Source organism: Pseudomonas sp. MAFF 730105 (assembly GCF_055380705.1).
The window spans coordinates 6,207,115-6,223,837 of the sequence record NZ_AP018438.1; the positions used below are offsets into that span (position 1 = coordinate 6,207,115).

Here is a 16,723-nt window from a genome sequence, read left to right on the forward strand (position 1 = left end):
CGTCTGCATCGCGAGCAAGCTTTGCTCCCACAGGCTCGCTCCCACAGGAGGCTGCGCGGTGTCTGTTAAATAGCCACATCCATGAACCCCTCAGACTGCGTCAACGCAAAAGGGCTGAACACCTGCCACTGTCGCTCGCCACGAAACCGGCCCTTGACGAAGGCGGCTTCCGGACAGTCGCGATCGTTTGCCTGCATCGGCTCCAGGCTGTCCTGGGCGAAATGCTGCAATCCGAGGACTTCATCCACCAGCAACCCGGCGAACACCTCGCCATGATCCACCACCAGCACCCGCCGCTGCTTGCGCACCGTCGACAGTTCATGACCGAAAAAACCGCACAGGTCCATCAACGGCAACAGTCGCCCACGCAGGTTGGCCACACCACGCACCCACGGCTTGACCCCAGGCAGATGCGTATGACGTGGCTCGTGCAGCACTTCGCTGACTTCTTCCATGGGCGCCACGTACCAACGCTCGCCCAGGCGAAAGCCGATACCACTCCAGGCATGACGGTGGGTCGGTTGGGACGGCAGGTCCGCCGCCAGCGACCGGCAGCGTCGATCGATCTGCAGCAGCAGCTCGAACGCAGTCAGGGATGGGCTCATGGCCGCGCCGTCAACCCGCCAGGACGTTGTTCAGGGTCTTGATCAGGGTTTCTTCGTCGACCGGCTTGGTCAGGTAGTCCTTGGCGCCTTGGCGCGTGCCCCAGACCTTATCGGTTTCCTGGTCCTTGGTGGTGATGATGATGACCGGGATATGCCCGGTTTCCGGATCCTTGGTCAATTGGCGTGTCGCCTGGAACCCGTTGAGGCCGGGCATGACGATGTCCATCAACACTGCGTCGGGCTTTTCCTGGCGGGCCAGGGCCACGCCGTCGGCGCCGTTCTCGGCCTTGAGGACCAGGTGACCGTGTTTTTCCAGCATGCCGGTCAGCTTGTACATTTCAGTCGGCGAATCATCGACGATCAGAATTCGTGCCATGGTGTTCCCCATTCTTGTCGACCCCAGGCTCTGCGGCCGGGCGTCATTTAATGTGCCTGGTGCGGCTGGACGGCGGCAAAGCCCGGAACATGAGCTTGTATCGCGCCCAGCAGTTCTTCCTTGCTGAAAGGCTTGGTCAAAAACTGATCGGAACCGACGATACGTCCCTTGGCCTTGTCGAACAGCCCGTCCCGGGACGACAGCAGGATCACTGGCGTGGCCTTGAAGGCGCTGTTGTTCTTGATCAGGGCGCACGTCTGGTAACCGTCCAGACGCGGCATCATGATGTCGACAAAGATGATGCCCGGGTGATGGTCGGTGATCTTGGCCAGGGCATCGAAGCCATCGACCGCCGTGATCACCTCGCAACCCACATTGCGCAGCAAGGTTTCGGCGGTACGGCGAATGGTCTTCGAATCGTCGATGACCATGACCTTCAAGGCGCTGGGTTGCTGCTGCGTAGGATGCTCTGCCATTGCCACTGCGAACCGGTTTTAAACGCGTAAATGCGACCGACGGCGCAAGCCCTTGATGTTCAAGGCCCGCGCGCCACATGGCAGCCTTTTTAGCACAGTCTCCAGCGCCGGGCTATCGGCCGGACGGTACGGTGGTTTTTCCTTGACCGCGAATCCGGCGGGCGCCACTCTGACGCCACTTTTTCACGCCCTTTGTGCCCCATCAGATTTCGAGGAACCAAGCCATGAGCGTACGCGTCGGCATTGTCATGGACCCTATCGCCAGCATTTCCTACAAAAAGGATAGCTCGCTGGCCATGCTGCTGGCCGCTCAAAAGCGCGGCTGGGAATTGTTCTACATGGAACAGCGCGATCTCTACCAGGCCGAAGGCCAGGCCCGGGCGCGCATGAAACCGTTGAAAGTCTTCGCCAACCCGGAAAAATGGTTTGAACTGGGCGACGAAAACGATGCGCTGCTGAGCGACCTGGACGTGATCCTGATGCGCAAGGATCCGCCGTTCGACATGGAATTCGTGTATTCCACTTACCTGCTGGAACAAGCCGAAACCGCCGGCGTGCTGGTGGTCAACAAGCCCCAGAGCCTGCGCGACTGCAACGAGAAGCTGTTCGCCACCCTGTTCCCGCAATGCACGCCACCGACCATCGTCAGCCGCCGTCCGGATGTACTGCGCGAGTTCGCCGATCATCACGGCGACGTGATCCTCAAGCCCCTGGACGGCATGGGCGGTTCTTCAATCTTCCGCCACACCGCCGGCCACCCGAACCTCTCCGTGATCCTGGAAACCCTGACCCTGCACGGCAAGCAGCAGATCATGATCCAGGGCTACCTGCCGGCCATCGTCGATGGCGACAAGCGCATCCTGATGATTGATGGCGAGCCGGTGGACTATTGCCTGGCGCGCATTCCGGCAGCGGGCGAAACCCGCGGCAACCTGGCCGCCGGCGGCCGTGGCGAAGCCCGCCCGCTGACCGAGAAGGACCGCTGGATCGCGGCCCAGGTCGGCCCGACCCTGCGCGAGAAAGGCCTGCTGTTCGTGGGCCTGGACGTGATCGGCGAACACCTGACGGAAATCAACGTCACCAGCCCGACCTGCATCCGCGAGATCGATAATGCCTTCGGCACCGACATCGGCGGGATGCTGATGGATGCCATCGATCAGAAGCTCAAGGCTCGTTGATCCAGATCTGATGAAGGGAACCCACATTGCGTTATCATGCCCGGCCTGAAAAAAACGCGATGTTGGTTTCCTTGTCATGACCCTCCCGTCCGATCTGCCCCTAGAGCTCGCCCACCGTGGCGTGCGTCCGGCTGATCGCCTCGGCTTTACCCTGTTCCTGGCGGCGCTGATCCACCTGGCGCTGCTGCTGGGCGTCGGGTTTGCCACGGTCGAGCCCAAGCAGATCACCCAGACCCTCGAAATCACCCTGGCCACCTTCAAGAGCGAAACCAAGCCGAAGCAGGCAGATTTCCTCGCCCAGGAAAACCAGCAAGGCAGCGGCACCCTGGAAAAAAAGGCGGTTCCCAAGACCACCGAGATCGCGCCGTTCCAGGATAACCAGGTTCAGAAGGCCACCCCTCCCCCGGCCGCCAAGCCCGAGGTGCAGGAAACGGCCCCCAAGGCCGCCGTGACCACCGTGGCACCGAAGCCGAAAAAGGCACCGGTCAAGGAAGAGGTCAAGCCTGATCCCAAGCCCAAGGCCCCGGCACCGACCTTCGACAGCTCTCAGCTGTCCAGCGACATCGCCAGCCTGGAAGCCGAACTGGCCCAGGAACAGCAGCTCTATGCCAAACGCCCGCGTATCCACCGCCTGAGCGCCGCCTCGACCATGCGTGACAAGGGCGCCTGGTACAAGGACGAGTGGCGCAAGAAGGTCGAGCGCATCGGCAACCTCAATTACCCCGACGAAGCGCGGCGCAAGCAGATCTACGGCAACCTGCGGCTCATGGTCTCGATCAACCGCGACGGTTCCTTGTATGAAGTGCTGGTGCTGGAGTCCTCTGGCCAGCCGCTGCTGGACCAGGCGGCCCAGCGTATCGTGCGCCTGGCGGCGCCGTTCGCGCCGTTTACCGGAGATTTGTCGGACATCGACCGACTGGAGATCATCCGCACCTGGAAATTCTCCCGCGGTGACCGGCTCTCCAGTAACTGACCCACTGCCCAAGCCCCTTGTGGGAGCGGGTTGTGTGGGAGCAAGGCTTGCCCGCGATGAAAACGCCGCGGTCTCTTGAGGACCGCAGCGCCTGGATCGCGAGCAAGCTTTGCTCCCACGAAGCCCGCTCCCACATTTGATCGGTGTCGCCAAGGTATTTCCTGCACATCCCCAGCTTGTCAGTTCGCCCCTGCGCCGCCACACTATCGCCTATGAAAAACGTCAGCCCCACCTACCTCAAGCATCATTTCCTGATCGCCATGCCGCATATGGCCGATCCGAACTTCGCCCATACCTTGACCTACATCGTCGAGCACACGGCCAATGGCGCCATGGGGCTGGTGATCAATCGCCCGCAGGAGCTGAACCTGGCGGACATTCTCGAGCAGCTGCGCCCTGAGGTAGAGCCGCCCATCCTGTGCCAGCACGTGCCGATTTTCATCGGCGGGCCGGTGCAGACCGACCGCGGTTTCGTGCTCCATCCATCGGGGCCGAGCTACCAGGCCACCGTGGACCTCAATGGCGTGTCGCTGTCGACTTCCCAGGACGTGTTATTTGCCATCGCCGACGGTGTCGGTCCGGAAAAAAGCCTGATCGCCCTCGGCTATGCAGGTTGGGAAGCCGGGCAACTGGAGGCCGAACTGGCCGACAATGCCTGGCTGACCTGCCCGTTCGACGCCGACATCCTGTTCAACACCAGCAGTGAACTGCGCCTGGAAGCGGCGGCCAACCGCCTGGGGATCAACCTCAGTCTGCTCACCAGCCAGGCAGGACACGCCTGATGGCCCTGCGCCTGCTGCTGGGTTTCGATTACGGCACCAAACAGATCGGCGTCGCAGTCGGCCAGGTCGTTACCGGCCAGGCCCGCGAGCTGTGCACCCTCAAGGCGCAGAATGGCGTTCCGGACTGGAACCAGGTCGAAGCGCTGATCAAGGAATGGAAGCCCGACGCCGTGGTGGTCGGCCTGCCGCTGAACATGGACGGTACGCCCAGCGACATGTGCGTGCGCGCCGAAAAATTCGCCCGTCGGCTCAATGGCCGCTACAACCTGCCCTTCTACACCCATGACGAGCGCCTGACCACGTTCGAAGCCAAGGGCGAACGCCTCGAGCGTGGCGGGCAGAAAGGCAGTTACCGCGACAACCCGGTGGACGCCATCGCCGCCGCCCTGCTGCTGCAGGGCTGGCTCGATGCCAATAGCGCCCTGTTCGACACCTGATTTTGAAAGCGCCGCCAAGGCGCTTTCTTTTAGCGATAGACCGGGCCTTTCACCGCCGGCCCGGGAACCTGAAGGAGCCAGCATGAGCCTGCCCAATCCTGCCGACCTGATCAGCCAGATGGCGATCCGTCTCACGGCACACCTGGAACAACGCGGCATCCGCGAACCGCGCTACATCGGCATTCGCACCGGCGGCGTCTGGGTTGCCCAGGCCTTGCTCGAGGAGCTTGGCAGCCAATCGCCGCTGGGCACCCTGGACGTGTCCTTCTACCGCGACGACTTCAGCCAGAACGGCCTGCACCCACAGGTACGCCCTTCGGCGCTGCCGTTCGAGATCGAGGGCCAGCACCTGGTCCTGATCGATGACGTGCTGATGAGCGGCCGGACCATTCGCGCCGCCATGAACGAGTTGTTCGACTACGGTCGCCCGGCCAGCGTGACCCTGGTGTGCCTGCTGGACCTGGATGCCGCCGAGTTGCCGATCCGCCCGAACGTGGTCGGCGCGACGCTGACACTGGCCGCACACCAGCGGGTCAAGCTCTCCGGCCCCGCACCGCTACAACTCGAACTGCAAGACCTTGCCCTTTAACTGCCCTTGTAAGAGTCCATCGCGATGACGCCTCTCGAAACCAAGCGCCCGCTGCAGCTCAACGATCAGGGCCAGCTGCGGCACTTCCTGTCCCTCGACGGCCTGCGCCGCGAGCTGCTGACGGAAATCCTAGACACCGCCGACTCGTTCCTCGAAGTCGGTGCCCGGGCGGTGAAGAAAGTCCCGTTGCTGCGCGGCAAGACCGTGTGCAACGTGTTCTTCGAAAACTCCACCCGCACCCGCACCACCTTTGAACTGGCGGCCCAGCGGCTGTCGGCGGACGTGATCACCCTCAACGTGTCGACGTCCTCGGCGAGCAAGGGCGAAACCCTGCTCGATACCCTGCGCAATCTCGAAGCCATGGCGGCGGACATGTTCGTCGTGCGTCACGGAGACTCCGGCGCGGCACACTTCATTGCCGAACACGTCTGCCCGCAGGTGGCGATCATCAACGGCGGCGACGGCCGTCACGCCCACCCGACCCAAGGCATGCTGGACATGCTGACCATTCGCCGGCACAAGGGCAGCTTCGAGAACCTCTCGGTGGCCATTGTCGGCGACATCCTGCACTCGCGGGTGGCTCGCTCGAACATGCTCGCCCTTAAGACCCTCGGTTGTCCGGACATCCGCGTGATCGCGCCGAAAACCCTGCTGCCCATCGGCGTCGAGCAGTACGGCGTGAAGGTCTACACCGACATGACCGAAGGCCTCAAGGACGTCGACGTGGTGATCATGCTGCGCCTGCAACGTGAGCGGATGACCGGCGGCCTGCTGCCCAGCGAAGGCGAGTTCTACCGCCTGTTCGGCCTCACTACCGCCCGCCTGGCCGGGGCCAAGCCGGACGCCATCGTCATGCACCCGGGGCCGATCAACCGCGGGGTGGAGATCGAGTCGGCGGTGGCCGATGGCCCCCATTCGGTAATTCTCAACCAGGTGACCTACGGCATCGCCATCCGCATGGCCGTGCTGTCCATGGCCATGAGCGGGCAAACGGCCCAGCGCCAATTCGACCAGGAGAACGCCCAGTGAAGCTCAGCATTCTCGGCGCACGCGTGATCGATCCGGCCAGCGGCCTGGATCAAGTGACTGACATCCATATCGATGCCTGCAAAATCGTCGCCCTGGGCGCCGCCCCGGCCGGTTTCGTGGCGGTCGAGACCCTCGACGCCCAAGGCCTGGTGGCCGCCCCCGGCCTGGTCGACCTGAACGTTGCCCTGCGCGAGCCTGGCTACAGTCGCAAAGGCAGCATCGTCAGCGAGACCCGGGCCGCCGCCGCCGGTGGCGTGACCAGCCTGTGCTGCCCGCCACAGACCAAGCCGGTGCTGGATACCTCGGCCGTGGCCGAACTGATCCTCGACCGCGCTCGCGAAGCCGGCAATACCAAGGTCTTTCCGATTGGTGCATTGAGCAAAGGCCTCGATGGCGAACAACTGGCGGAGCTGATTGCGTTACGCGATGCCGGCTGCGTGGCGTTCGGCAACGGCCTGAACAGCTTCCGCAACACCCGTACCCTTTGCCGCGCCCTGGAATACGCAGCCACCTTCGGCCTGACGGTGATCTTCAACTCCCAGGATCACGACCTGGCCGAAGGTGGCCTGGCCCACGAAGGCCCGACCGCCAGCTTCCTCGGCCTGCCGGGCATACCTGAGACCGCCGAGACCGTGGCCCTGGCCCGCGACCTGTTGCTGGTGGAGCAAAGCGGTGTGCGCGCGCACTTCAGCCAACTGACCAGTGCCCGCGGCGCGGCGCTGATCGCCCAGGCCCAGGCCCGCGGCTTGCCGGTGACCGCCGATGTGGCGCTGTACCAACTGATCCTGACCGACGAAGCCCTGATCGACTTCAACAGCGTCTATCACGTCCAGCCACCGCTGCGCACCCGCGCTGACCGGGATGGCCTGCGCGAGGCAGTGAAATCCGGAGTGATCTCGGCCATCTCCAGCCATCACCAACCCCATGAGCGCGATGCCAAGCTGGCACCCTTCGGCGCCACCGAACCGGGCATCAGCAGCGTCGAACTGCTGTTGCCGCTGGCGATGACACTGGTGGAAAACGGCCTGCTTGACCTGCCGACCTTGCTGGCGCGCCTTAGCGCCGGCCCGGCCCAGGCACTGCAACTACCAGCCGGGAAACTGGCGGTGGGTGCGGCAGCGGACCTGGTGCTGTTTGACCCGGCCGCCTCCACCGTGGTCGGGGAAAACTGGCGCTCCAAGGGCGACAACTGCCCGTTCCTGGGCCACAGCTTGCCGGGAGTGGTGCGTTATACCCTGATGGATGGGCGGGTCACTCATCAGGCCTGACACCGCGTCGCGCCTATCGCGAGCAGGCTCGCTCCCACATTGGGTTTCAGGGCATTCACACAATTTGTGTGCGCTGAAGATCCCTTGTGGGAGCGAGCCTGCTCGCGATGGGAGCAACCCGGTTTTACTGAAAAGCCCCACGCTTCTGCGCATTGCGAATCGAAACCTGGTCGTTCAGCGTCCAGAAGTCATACAGCACCCCCAGGAAGAACACCCCGCCAGTCAGCAGGTAGATGATCCCGCTGAGCCATTTGCCTTGATACATCCGGTGCACGCCGAACACCCCGAGAAACGTCAACAGGATCCACGCCACGGTGTATTCGATAGGTCCTGGGGTGAAGCGCAGGTCCGCTTCGCGGTCCATGGCAGGAATCAGGAACAGGTCGATCAGCCAGCCTATGCCCAGCAGGCCAAAGGTGAAGAACCAGATCGTGCCGGTGACCGGCTTGCCATAGTAGAAACGATGGGCCCCGGTGAAACCGAAAATCCAGAGCAGATACCCGATGATTTTGCTGTGGGTGTCATGGCTAGCGTCCAGCTGATAGCTGTTCATGAATGGCCTCTTTTGCCTCGATAGATAAATTTGTTCAGTTTATTTGTGACTTTTGTGTGTCTTGCCGACAAGCGGTCCTTGGCGCCTTGGGCGCAGCGGAGCCCCCGTATTCCGGGGCCTGTGCCGGACAATCGGGGCAAAATGGCGCATTTTCAGGGGTTACGCGCAGGATTTCGGATCGACAAACGGCCTCGGAATCCGCCAAAAAGCTGTTATAAAGTTGCGCGCTAACCTATAAGAGCCCTGCCTAATGCGTCCATTTTTCAAGACATGGCTAACCATTTGCCTATTATTGCCACTGGCCGCCCACGCCACCAATCGTGAGCAACGTCTTCCCAACGTCAACGGCTACACCCCGAAATCCCATGTTTCTGCTCCTTCGAGCAAGAACAAGCCCAGCGTCCAGTATACGAACACGGGCAACAGCAAGCTGGTTCCGCCCATGGCGACCAAAGCGAGCAGCAACGTATTGAGCCGTGCCGTGAATGTACTCGGCACACCTTATCGTTGGGGCGGCAGCAGCCCAAGTAAAGGCTTCGATTGCAGTGGCCTGGTGAAATATGCGTTCAACGACGCCACTTTCGACCTGCCACGCACCTCGAATGCCATGGCGGCCGGTCACGGTGAGAAAGTCGAGCGCAAGGACCTCAAGCCCGGCGACCTGATCTTCTTCAAGCTCAAGAGCCGCCGGGTCAACCACGTGGCCATCTACCTGGGCAACGACCGCTTCATTCACGCACCACGTCGCGGCAAGTCGGTGACCATCGACACCCTGAACAAACCGTACTGGGACACCCACTACGTGGTTGCCAAGCGGGTGTTGCCGAAAGAGCCGGGCGGGATGCGGGTCGTCCAGCGCTGATGATCGTTCCCACGCTCTGCGTGGGAATGCCTCAGCGGACGCTCTGCGTTCGGCTCTCAGGGACGCGGAGCGTCCCCGGCTGCGTTCCCACGCAGAGCGTGGGAACGATCGGAAAATCCCTCAGAAATTATCCGGCGTACGCGCCCGCTCCCGCGCGTGCTCACGGCTGATCAAGCCTTTGGTCACCAGGTCCTTCAGACACATATCCAGCGTCTGCATCCCCAGCGAACCGCCGGTCTGGATCGCCGAGTACATCTGCGCCACCTTGTCCTCGCGGATCAGGTTACGAATCGCCGATGTGCCCAGCATGATCTCATGAGCGGCGACCCGGCCGCCGCCGATCTTCTTGATCAGCGTCTGGGAAATCACCGCCTGCAATGATTCGGACAACATCGAGCGCACCATGGACTTCTCGTCTCCTGGGAACACGTCCACCACCCGGTCGATGGTCTTGGCCGCCGACGTGGTGTGCAGGGTGCCGAATACCAAGTGCCCGGTTTCGGCGGCGGTCAGTGCCAGGCGGATGGTTTCCAGGTCACGCATCTCCCCTACCAGGATCACGTCCGGGTCTTCCCGCAGGGCCGAACGCAGTGCCGTGGAAAAACCTTGGGTGTCGCGGTGCACTTCGCGCTGGTTGATCAGGCACTTGCGTGGTTCGTGAACAAATTCGATGGGGTCCTCGATGGTGAGGATGTGGTGATGCTTATGGGTGTTGAGGTAGTCGATCATCGCCGCCAGGGTGGTGGATTTGCCTGAGCCGGTTGGCCCGGTCACCAGCACCAGCCCGCGAGGAGCCTCGGTCACTTTGCGAAACACCTCGCCCATGCCCAGCTCTTCCATGGTCAGGACTTTCGACGGAATGGTCCGGAACACCGCCCCCGCGCCGCGATTCTGGTTGAACGCGTTGACCCGAAACCGGGCGACCCCGGGTACATCGAAGGAAAAATCGGTTTCCAGAAACTTTTCGTAATCTACCCGTTGCCGGTCGTTCATGATGTCGTAGATCAGCTCATGAACCTGTTTGTGGTCCAGTGCCGGCAGGTTGATCCGCCGCACATCGCCATCAACCCGGATCATCGGCGGCAGCCCGGCGGACAGATGCAGGTCCGAAGCCCCCTGTTTGGCGCTGAACGCCAGCAGTTCAGTGATATCCATAGCGCTCCTCAATTCCAGTAGAATGCCGCGAACCTCAGACCGCTGGCGCTTCTTTATGTCCACGATAGCAGACAACATCGCTCAGGTTAGATCGCGCATCCGCGCTGCGGAGCAAGCCGCCCACCGTGTCGCAGACAGCGTCCAATTGCTGGCTGTGAGCAAGACCAAGCCCGCCCAGGCCCTGCGTGAAGCCTATGCCGCCGGCCTGCGGGACTTCGGTGAGAACTACCTGCAGGAAGCGCTGGGCAAGCAGGCCGAACTGGCTGACCTGCCCTTGATCTGGCACTTCATCGGCCCCATTCAATCGAACAAGACCCGTGCTATCGCCGAACATTTCGACTGGGTGCATTCCGTGGACCGCTTGAAAATTGCCCAACGCCTGTCCGAGCAGCGTCCGGACGGGTTACCACCGCTGAACATCTGCATTCAAGTCAACGTCAGCGGGGAAGCCAGCAAATCCGGTTGTACCCCGGAGGATCTGCCGGCCCTGGCCGATGCCATCGGCGCATTGCCACGCCTGACGCTCCGCGGACTGATGGCGATCCCCGAGCCAACCGAAGAGCGCGCCGCCCAGGACGCAGCCTTCGCCGCCGTCCAACGTTTGCAAGCCAGCCTGGCCCTGCCGCTGGACACGCTGTCCATGGGCATGAGTCACGATCTCGAATCCGCCATTACCCAGGGCGCCACCTGGGTCAGGATCGGTACCGCCTTGTTTGGTGCTCGCGACTACAGCGCCAACCAACCGTAAGCCATGCCGACTCAACTCCTCAATCAAGGACCTGTCATGAGCAACACGCGTATTGCCTTTATCGGCGCCGGCAACATGGCCGCCAGCCTGATCGGTGGCCTGCGGGCCAAGGGCCTGGACGCTGCGCAGATCCGCGCCAGCGATCCGGGTACCGAGACCCGCACCCGGGTGAGCAGCGAACACGGCATCGAGACCTTTGCCGACAACGCACAAGCCATCGATGGCGCGGACGTCATCGTGCTGGCGGTCAAGCCGCAAGCGATGAAAACCGTGTGCGAAGCCCTTCGCCCAAGCCTCAAGCCCCATCAACTGGTGGTGTCGATTGCCGCCGGCATCACCTGCGCAAGCATGAACAAATGGCTCGGCGACCAGCCCATCGTGCGCTGCATGCCCAACACCCCGGCGCTGTTGCGTCAGGGCGTCAGCGGCCTGTTCGCCACCCCACAGGTCAGTGCTGAACAGCGCCAGCAAGCTGAAGAGCTGCTGTCGGCCGTCGGCCTGGCGCTGTGGCTGGAGACCGAGCAGCAACTGGACGCGGTCACCGCCGTTTCCGGTTCAGGCCCGGCGTACTTCTTCCTGCTGATCGAAGCCATGACCGCTGCCGGCGAAAAACTTGGCCTGCCCCGTGAGATTGCCGCGCAGCTGACCTTGCAGACGGCCCTCGGCGCAGCCCACATGGCGACTTCCAGCGACGTCGATGCCGCCGAACTGCGCCGGCGCGTGACCTCGCCGGCCGGCACCACCGAAGCCGCCATCAAAGCGTTCCAGGCCGGGGGATTCGAAGCCCTGGTGGAAAAAGCACTCGGCGCCGCCGCGCACCGCTCGGCCGAAATGGCCGAACAACTGGGCCAATAAGGAGCCATTCATGATTGGATTGAACACCGCAGCGGTCTACGTGCTGCAAACCCTTGGCAGCCTGTACCTGCTGATCGTGCTGATGCGCTTCGTGCTGCAACTGGTCCGCGCCAACTTCTACAACCCGCTGTGCCAGTTCGTCGTCAAGGCCACTCAGCCACTGCTCAAGCCCCTGCGCCGGATCATCCCGAGCCTGTTCGGCCTGGACATGTCGTCGCTGGTATTGGCGATCCTCGTGCAAATGGCACTGATGGCCCTGACCCTGCTGCTGACCTACGGCACCACCGGCAACCCGCTGCAACTGCTTATCTGGTCGATCATCGGCGTCACCGCGCTGTTCCTGAAGATCTTCTTCTTCGCCCTGATCATCAGCGTGATCCTGTCCTGGGTCGCCCCGGGCAGCCACAACCCGGGCGCCGAGCTGGTGAACCAGATCTGCGAACCAGCCCTGGCCCCGTTCCGTCGCATCGTGCCGAACCTCGGCGGCCTGGATATTTCGCCGATCCTGGCCTTCATGGTGCTCAAGCTGCTCGACATGCTGGTGATCAACAACCTCGCGGCGATGACCATGATGCCGGATATCCTGCGCGTCCTGATCTGACCTGACCCTGTGGCCTGATCGTTCCCACGCTCTGCGTGGGAACGCTGCCAAGGACGCTCCGCGTTCTGCCCTGGGGTGACGCAGAGCGTCACGGGATGCATTCCCACGCAGAGCGTGGGAACGATCGGCGTCAGTCGGCGATTTCCTTGGTTGCCGCTAACCCCAGCGGTCTTTAGACTTACGCCTCATTTCAACGAGAGCAGGGTCGATGCCAGCTGCCTTTCCCCCCGATTCCGTTGGTCTGGTGACGCCGCAAATGGCGCATTTCAGCGAGCCCCTGGCCCTGGCCTGCGGCCGTTCGTTGCCAGCCTATGACCTGATCTACGAAACCTACGGCACGCTCAACGCCACGGCGAGCAATGCCGTGCTGATCTGCCACGCCTTGTCGGGGCATCACCATGCCGCCGGCTATCACAGCGTCGACGATCGCAAGCCCGGCTGGTGGGACAGTTGCATTGGCCCCGGCAAACCGATCGACACCAACCGGTTCTTCGTCGTCAGCCTGAACAACCTGGGCGGCTGCAACGGCTCCACCGGCCCCAGCAGCCTCAACCCGGACACCGGCAAACCATTCGGCGCCGACTTTCCGGTGTTGACCGTGGAAGACTGGGTCCACAGCCAGGCCCGCCTGGCCGACCGCCTCGGCATCGGTCAATGGGCGGCGGTGATCGGCGGCAGCCTGGGCGGGATGCAGGCCCTGCAATGGACCATCACCTACCCTGATCGCGTGCGCCATTGCCTGGCAATCGCCTCGGCCCCCAAGCTGTCGGCACAGAACATCGCCTTCAACGAAGTGGCGCGCCAGGCGATCCTCACCGACCCGGAATTCCACGGCGGTTCGTTCCAGGAGCACGGCGTGATCCCCAAGCGCGGGTTGATGCTGGCGCGGATGGTCGGGCACATCACCTACCTGTCCGACGATTCCATGGGCGAGAAATTCGGCCGTGGCCTCAAGAGCGAAAAGCTCAATTACGACTTCCACAGCGTCGAGTTCCAGGTGGAAAGCTACCTGCGTTATCAAGGTGAGGAATTCTCCGGGCGCTTCGACGCCAACACCTACCTGTTGATGACCAAGGCACTGGACTACTTCGATCCGGCGGCGAACTTCGACGATAACCTGGCGAAAACCTTCGCTGGCGCCACCGCCAGGTTCTGCGTGATGTCGTTCACCACCGACTGGCGCTTCTCCCCGGCCCGTTCCCGGGAACTGGTGGACGCACTGATGGCTGCGCGCAAGGACGTCTGCTACCTGGAAATCGACGCGCCCCAGGGCCACGACGCCTTTCTGATTCCGATCCCGCGCTACCTGCAGGCGTTCGGCAACTACATGAACCGTATTACGCTGTGAGGACGCCATGAGAGCCGATCTGGACATCATCCAGGAATGGATCCCCGCCGGCAGCCGCGTGCTTGACCTGGGCTGCGGCAACGGCGAACTGCTGACTTGGCTGCGGGACAACAAGCAAGTCACCGGCTACGGCCTGGAAAACGACCCGGACAACATCGCCGAGTGCATCGCCAAGGGCATCAACGTCATCGAACAGGACCTGGACAAGGGCCTGGGCAACTTCGCCAGCAACAGCTTCGACATCGTGGTCATGACCCAGGCCCTGCAAGCGGTGCACTACCCGGACAGGATCCTCGACGAAATGCTCCGGGTCGGACGTCAGTGCATCATCACCTTCCCCAACTTCGGACACTGGCGCTGCCGCTGGTACCTGGCGAGCAAGGGCCGCATGCCGGTGTCGGAGTTCTTGCCCTACACCTGGTACAACACGCCGAACATCCACTTCTGCACCTTCGAGGACTTCGAAGCGTTGTGCCGCGAACGCCAGGCCAAGGTCATCAACCGCCTGGCGGTGGATCAGCAGCACCGCCACGGGTGGGCCAGCAAGCTATGGCCTAATCTATTAGGTGAAATAGGCATCTATCGGGTCAGCAGCCCAGGCCTTGCCGATCATCAGGTCGCCGTGTGAACCCCGACCCCGTTCCCAGGAGTGCAACATGAAACGTCTCGCGTTGTTTCTCATCACTGCTTGTCTCTGCGCCGGCGTCATGGCCGCCGACGCCATCAAGGCCGAGCGCAAGGAAGTGTTCGGTGACGTCACCGTGCACTACAACACCTTCAACTCCACCTTCCTGACATCGGACATCGCCAAGGCCGCCGAGCTGGTCCGCAGCAAGAACCAGGGCGTGATCAATGTGTCGGTGATCAAGGATGGCAAGCCGTTGATGGCCGAGGTCAGCGGCACGGTCAAGGACCTGACCAGCAAGACGGTCCCCCTGACGTTCCGCCAGATCAGCGAACAAGGCGCGATCTACTACATCGCCCAGTATCCGGTAGAGCAGCAGGAAACCCGTACCTTCGAGATCAAGGTCAAGACGGGCGACAAGGTCAACACCCTCAACTTCAACCAGGAGCTGTTCCCCGCCGAATGATGAACCTCAGCCAACTCGTACTCGCCAGCCATAATGCCGGCAAACTCAAGGAACTCCAGGCCATGCTCGGCGGATCGGTGCACCTGCGCTCGATTGGTGAGTTCAGCCAGGTGGAGCCGGAAGAAACCGGCCTGTCGTTCGTCGAAAACGCGATCCTCAAGGCCCGCAACGCCGCGCGCATCTCCGGCCTCCCGGCGCTGGCGGACGATTCCGGGTTGGCGGTGGATTTCCTCGGCGGCGCGCCGGGCATCTACTCGGCCCGCTACGCCGACGGCAAGGGTGATGCGGCGAACAACGCCAAGCTGCTCGACGCCCTCAAGGACGTGCCTGAAGCCGAGCGTGGCGCACAATTCGTTTGCGTCCTGGCGCTGGTGCGACATGCCGATGATCCGCTGCCGATCCTCTGCGAAGGGCTGTGGCAGGGGCGCATTCTCACCGAAGCCAGCGGCGAGCACGGCTTCGGCTACGACCCGCTGTTCTGGGTGCCGGAGCGCAATTGCTCCAGCGCCGAATTGGGCCCGGTGGAAAAAAATCAACTGAGCCACCGCGCCCGCGCCATGGCCCTGCTGCGTCAACGCCTGGGCCTGCAATGAACAATGACTCTCCCGCGCCGCTGATTCATGGCGGCGCACACACGCCACGGGCACCGCTGCCAGTGTTGCCGCCCCTGGCGTTGTACATCCACATCCCGTGGTGCGTACGCAAATGCCCGTATTGCGATTTCAACTCCCACACCGCCAGCCCGCAGCTGCCGGAAGAAGAGTACGTCGATGCCTTGCTGGCCGATCTCGACCAGGATCTGCACGGGGTCCATGGCCGCAAACTGAGCTCGATCTTCTTCGGCGGCGGCACTCCCAGCCTGTTCAGCGCCCAGGCCCTGGGCCGGCTGCTCAAGGGTGTCGAAGCGCGGATAGCCTTCGCCGACGACATTGAAATCACCCTGGAGGCCAACCCCGGCACCTTCGAGCAAGAGAAATTCGTGGCTTACCGGGCCTTGGGCATCAATCGCCTGTCCATTGGCATCCAGAGCTTCCAGCAAGCCAAGCTCGAAGCCCTGGGCCGGATCCATAACGGTGACGAAGCGGTGCGCGCCGCCGGCATGGCCCGCCAGGCCGGTTTCGATAACTTCAACCTTGACCTGATGCATGGTCTGCCCGACCAATCCCTCGACGATGCCTTGAGCGACCTGCGCCAGGCCATCGCCCTGAAGCCCACCCATCTCTCCTGGTATCAACTGACACTGGAGCCGAACACGGTGTTCTGGAACCAGCCGCCAACGTTGCCGGAAGACGACACGTTGTGGGACATCCAGGAAGCCGGACAAGCGCTGCTGGCCGAACACGGCTACGCCCAATACGAAGTGTCGGCCTACGCCCAACCAGGTCGGGCGGCACGGCATAACCTCAATTACTGGAGCTTCGGCGACTTCATCGGCATCGGCGCCGGCGCCCATGGCAAGCTCAGCCATCCGGACGGGCGCATCGTGCGCACCTGGAAGACCCGCCTGCCCAAGGACTACCTCAACCCGGACAAGCGTTTCCTGGCCGGCGAGAAGATCCTGGCCAACGAAGAGCTGCCGTTTGAATTCCTGATGAACGCCCTGCGCCTGACCGAAGGGGTGGACGCGCGGCTATACCCGGAACGCACCGGCTTGCCCCTGCAAAGCCTGGCCGAAGGTCGCCGTGAAGCCGAACAAAGCGGGTTGTTGCAGGTCGAACCGTCACGTCTGGCGGCCACCGAGCGCGGACAGCTGTTTCTCAATGACTTGCTGCAGAAATTTCTGAGCTGATCAACACA

At 62.6% G+C, this 16,723-nt stretch carries 21 protein-coding genes; 16 read left to right on the forward strand and 5 right to left on the reverse strand.

Annotated features, from left to right (window positions below; genetic code table 11):
- Positions 1–65: 65 nt before the first annotated feature.
- Genes PCOSP_RS27335 through PCOSP_RS27345 form a run of 3 tightly spaced genes read right to left on the reverse strand, consistent with a single transcriptional unit; the run spans position 66 to position 1,457 of the window.
- Positions 66–605 (reverse strand): chemotaxis protein CheW, encoded by a 540-nt coding sequence (locus tag PCOSP_RS27335; RefSeq protein ID WP_139640862.1) that lies wholly within the window; start codon positions 603–605, stop codon positions 66–68.
- A gap of 10 nt (positions 606–615) precedes the next feature.
- Positions 616–981 (reverse strand): twitching motility response regulator PilH, encoded by a 366-nt coding sequence (gene pilH / locus PCOSP_RS27340; protein ID WP_139640864.1) that lies wholly within the window; start codon positions 979–981, stop codon positions 616–618.
- 47 nt (positions 982–1,028) lie between these two features.
- Complete coding sequence (locus PCOSP_RS27345) at positions 1,029–1,457, reverse strand: response regulator (protein ID WP_041023967.1); 429 nt, start codon at positions 1,455–1,457, stop codon at positions 1,029–1,031.
- 224 nt (positions 1,458–1,681) lie between these two features.
- Between PCOSP_RS27345 and gshB the strand changes: the two genes are divergently transcribed.
- The 7 genes from gshB to PCOSP_RS27380 all read left to right on the forward strand — a co-directional run bounded on the left by gshB (position 1,682) and on the right by PCOSP_RS27380 (position 7,713).
- The gene (gene gshB / locus PCOSP_RS27350; protein ID WP_139640867.1) at positions 1,682–2,635 is read left to right on the forward strand and encodes a glutathione synthase; all 954 of its coding nucleotides are present in this window, start codon (positions 1,682–1,684) and stop codon (positions 2,633–2,635) included.
- A gap of 76 nt (positions 2,636–2,711) precedes the next feature.
- Positions 2,712–3,608, forward strand: a complete 897-nt coding sequence (locus tag PCOSP_RS27355) for an energy transducer TonB (protein WP_041023969.1) — start codon at positions 2,712–2,714, stop codon at positions 3,606–3,608.
- 212 nt (positions 3,609–3,820) lie between these two features.
- On the forward strand, positions 3,821–4,390 hold the full coding sequence (locus PCOSP_RS27360; protein ID WP_024778884.1) for a YqgE/AlgH family protein: 570 nt from the start codon (positions 3,821–3,823) through the stop codon (positions 4,388–4,390).
- On the forward strand, positions 4,390–4,827 hold the full coding sequence (gene ruvX, locus PCOSP_RS27365; RefSeq protein ID WP_041023970.1) for a Holliday junction resolvase RuvX: 438 nt from the start codon (positions 4,390–4,392) through the stop codon (positions 4,825–4,827). The genes PCOSP_RS27360 and ruvX overlap by 1 nt, the downstream gene beginning before the upstream one ends.
- 82 nt (positions 4,828–4,909) lie before the next feature.
- On the forward strand, positions 4,910–5,416 hold the full coding sequence (pyrR, locus tag PCOSP_RS27370; RefSeq protein ID WP_139640871.1) for a bifunctional pyr operon transcriptional regulator/uracil phosphoribosyltransferase PyrR: 507 nt from the start codon (positions 4,910–4,912) through the stop codon (positions 5,414–5,416).
- A 24-nt stretch (positions 5,417–5,440) separates the two neighbouring features.
- Positions 5,441–6,445 carry an aspartate carbamoyltransferase catalytic subunit gene (locus PCOSP_RS27375; RefSeq protein ID WP_003177495.1) on the forward strand — a complete coding sequence of 335 codons (1,005 nt, stop codon included), beginning with the start codon at positions 5,441–5,443 and terminating at the stop codon, positions 6,443–6,445.
- On the forward strand, positions 6,442–7,713 hold the full coding sequence (locus PCOSP_RS27380; protein ID WP_464709892.1) for a dihydroorotase: 1,272 nt from the start codon (positions 6,442–6,444) through the stop codon (positions 7,711–7,713). The genes PCOSP_RS27375 and PCOSP_RS27380 overlap by 4 nt, the downstream gene beginning before the upstream one ends.
- A gap of 124 nt (positions 7,714–7,837) precedes the next feature.
- Here the strand turns inward: PCOSP_RS27380 and PCOSP_RS27385 are convergent, their stop codons facing one another.
- Positions 7,838–8,266 carry an NINE protein gene (locus PCOSP_RS27385; RefSeq protein ID WP_139640875.1) on the reverse strand — a complete coding sequence of 143 codons (429 nt, stop codon included), beginning with the start codon at positions 8,264–8,266 and terminating at the stop codon, positions 7,838–7,840.
- A gap of 250 nt (positions 8,267–8,516) precedes the next feature.
- Between PCOSP_RS27385 and PCOSP_RS27390 the strand changes: the two genes are divergently transcribed.
- The gene (locus tag PCOSP_RS27390; protein ID WP_139640877.1) at positions 8,517–9,128 is read left to right on the forward strand and encodes a C40 family peptidase; all 612 of its coding nucleotides are present in this window, start codon (positions 8,517–8,519) and stop codon (positions 9,126–9,128) included.
- A gap of 120 nt (positions 9,129–9,248) precedes the next feature.
- On the opposite strand, the gene PCOSP_RS27395 is transcribed toward PCOSP_RS27390, so the two are convergent.
- Positions 9,249–10,283: a type IV pilus twitching motility protein PilT gene (locus PCOSP_RS27395; RefSeq protein ID WP_139640879.1), complete on the reverse strand. Its 1,035-nt coding sequence runs from the start codon at positions 10,281–10,283 to the stop codon at positions 9,249–9,251.
- 55 nt (positions 10,284–10,338) lie between these two features.
- Here PCOSP_RS27395 and PCOSP_RS27400 point away from each other — a divergent pair, with 55 nt between their 5' ends.
- From PCOSP_RS27400 to hemW, 8 genes are all read left to right on the forward strand, one after another.
- A complete protein-coding gene (locus PCOSP_RS27400) occupies positions 10,339–11,031 on the forward strand; it encodes a YggS family pyridoxal phosphate-dependent enzyme (RefSeq protein ID WP_464709893.1) in 693 nt (230 codons plus the stop codon).
- Between the two features lie 36 nt (positions 11,032–11,067).
- Positions 11,068–11,886, forward strand: a complete 819-nt coding sequence (gene proC, locus PCOSP_RS27405) for a pyrroline-5-carboxylate reductase (RefSeq protein ID WP_139640882.1) — start codon at positions 11,068–11,070, stop codon at positions 11,884–11,886.
- Positions 11,887–11,896: 10 nt separating this feature from the next.
- Entirely contained in the window at positions 11,897–12,487 is a 591-nt protein-coding gene (locus PCOSP_RS27410) for a YggT family protein (protein ID WP_041023978.1), read from the forward strand.
- A gap of 208 nt (positions 12,488–12,695) precedes the next feature.
- Entirely contained in the window at positions 12,696–13,835 is a 1,140-nt protein-coding gene (gene metX / locus PCOSP_RS27415) for a homoserine O-succinyltransferase MetX (RefSeq protein ID WP_175362326.1), read from the forward strand.
- 7 nt (positions 13,836–13,842) lie between these two features.
- Positions 13,843–14,463 (forward strand): methionine biosynthesis protein MetW, encoded by a 621-nt coding sequence (gene metW, locus PCOSP_RS27420; protein ID WP_175362325.1) that lies wholly within the window; start codon positions 13,843–13,845, stop codon positions 14,461–14,463.
- Positions 14,464–14,491: 28 nt separating this feature from the next.
- Complete coding sequence (locus PCOSP_RS27425; RefSeq protein WP_139640888.1) at positions 14,492–14,926, forward strand: DUF4426 domain-containing protein; 435 nt, start codon at positions 14,492–14,494, stop codon at positions 14,924–14,926.
- Positions 14,923–15,519 (forward strand): RdgB/HAM1 family non-canonical purine NTP pyrophosphatase, encoded by a 597-nt coding sequence (gene rdgB, locus PCOSP_RS27430; RefSeq protein WP_139640890.1) that lies wholly within the window; start codon positions 14,923–14,925, stop codon positions 15,517–15,519. Before PCOSP_RS27425 ends, rdgB begins: the two co-directional genes overlap by 4 nt.
- On the forward strand, positions 15,516–16,715 hold the full coding sequence (gene hemW / locus PCOSP_RS27435; RefSeq protein WP_139640892.1) for a radical SAM family heme chaperone HemW: 1,200 nt from the start codon (positions 15,516–15,518) through the stop codon (positions 16,713–16,715). The genes rdgB and hemW overlap by 4 nt, the downstream gene beginning before the upstream one ends.
- The last annotated feature ends 8 nt before the right edge of the window (positions 16,716–16,723 follow it).

What these genes read in the sequence shown, in the direction of transcription:
- rdgB (WP_139640890.1), top strand. Translation starts at nt 14,923, where the DNA reads ATGATGAACCTCAGCCAACTCGTACTCGCCAGCCATAATGCCGGCAAA.
- PCOSP_RS27345 (WP_041023967.1), bottom strand. Translation starts at nt 1,457, where the DNA reads ATGGCAGAGCATCCTACGCAGCAGCAACCCAGCGCCTTGAAGGTCATG.
- PCOSP_RS27390 (WP_139640877.1), top strand. Translation starts at nt 8,517, where the DNA reads ATGCGTCCATTTTTCAAGACATGGCTAACCATTTGCCTATTATTGCCA.
- PCOSP_RS27375 (WP_003177495.1), top strand. Translation starts at nt 5,441, where the DNA reads ATGACGCCTCTCGAAACCAAGCGCCCGCTGCAGCTCAACGATCAGGGC.
- hemW (WP_139640892.1), top strand. Translation starts at nt 15,516, where the DNA reads ATGAACAATGACTCTCCCGCGCCGCTGATTCATGGCGGCGCACACACG.
- PCOSP_RS27425 (WP_139640888.1), top strand. Translation starts at nt 14,492, where the DNA reads ATGAAACGTCTCGCGTTGTTTCTCATCACTGCTTGTCTCTGCGCCGGC.
- proC (WP_139640882.1), top strand. Translation starts at nt 11,068, where the DNA reads ATGAGCAACACGCGTATTGCCTTTATCGGCGCCGGCAACATGGCCGCC.
- gshB (WP_139640867.1), top strand. Translation starts at nt 1,682, where the DNA reads ATGAGCGTACGCGTCGGCATTGTCATGGACCCTATCGCCAGCATTTCC.
- ruvX (WP_041023970.1), top strand. Translation starts at nt 4,390, where the DNA reads ATGGCCCTGCGCCTGCTGCTGGGTTTCGATTACGGCACCAAACAGATC.
- metX (WP_175362326.1), top strand. Translation starts at nt 12,696, where the DNA reads ATGCCAGCTGCCTTTCCCCCCGATTCCGTTGGTCTGGTGACGCCGCAA.
- PCOSP_RS27355 (WP_041023969.1), top strand. Translation starts at nt 2,712, where the DNA reads ATGACCCTCCCGTCCGATCTGCCCCTAGAGCTCGCCCACCGTGGCGTG.
- pilH (WP_139640864.1), bottom strand. Translation starts at nt 981, where the DNA reads ATGGCACGAATTCTGATCGTCGATGATTCGCCGACTGAAATGTACAAG.
- metW (WP_175362325.1), top strand. Translation starts at nt 13,843, where the DNA reads ATGAGAGCCGATCTGGACATCATCCAGGAATGGATCCCCGCCGGCAGC.
- PCOSP_RS27385 (WP_139640875.1), bottom strand. Translation starts at nt 8,266, where the DNA reads ATGAACAGCTATCAGCTGGACGCTAGCCATGACACCCACAGCAAAATC.
- pyrR (WP_139640871.1), top strand. Translation starts at nt 4,910, where the DNA reads ATGAGCCTGCCCAATCCTGCCGACCTGATCAGCCAGATGGCGATCCGT.
- PCOSP_RS27360 (WP_024778884.1), top strand. Translation starts at nt 3,821, where the DNA reads ATGAAAAACGTCAGCCCCACCTACCTCAAGCATCATTTCCTGATCGCC.
- PCOSP_RS27335 (WP_139640862.1), bottom strand. Translation starts at nt 605, where the DNA reads ATGAGCCCATCCCTGACTGCGTTCGAGCTGCTGCTGCAGATCGATCGA.
- PCOSP_RS27395 (WP_139640879.1), bottom strand. Translation starts at nt 10,283, where the DNA reads ATGGATATCACTGAACTGCTGGCGTTCAGCGCCAAACAGGGGGCTTCG.
- PCOSP_RS27400 (WP_464709893.1), top strand. Translation starts at nt 10,339, where the DNA reads ATGTCCACGATAGCAGACAACATCGCTCAGGTTAGATCGCGCATCCGC.
- PCOSP_RS27410 (WP_041023978.1), top strand. Translation starts at nt 11,897, where the DNA reads ATGATTGGATTGAACACCGCAGCGGTCTACGTGCTGCAAACCCTTGGC.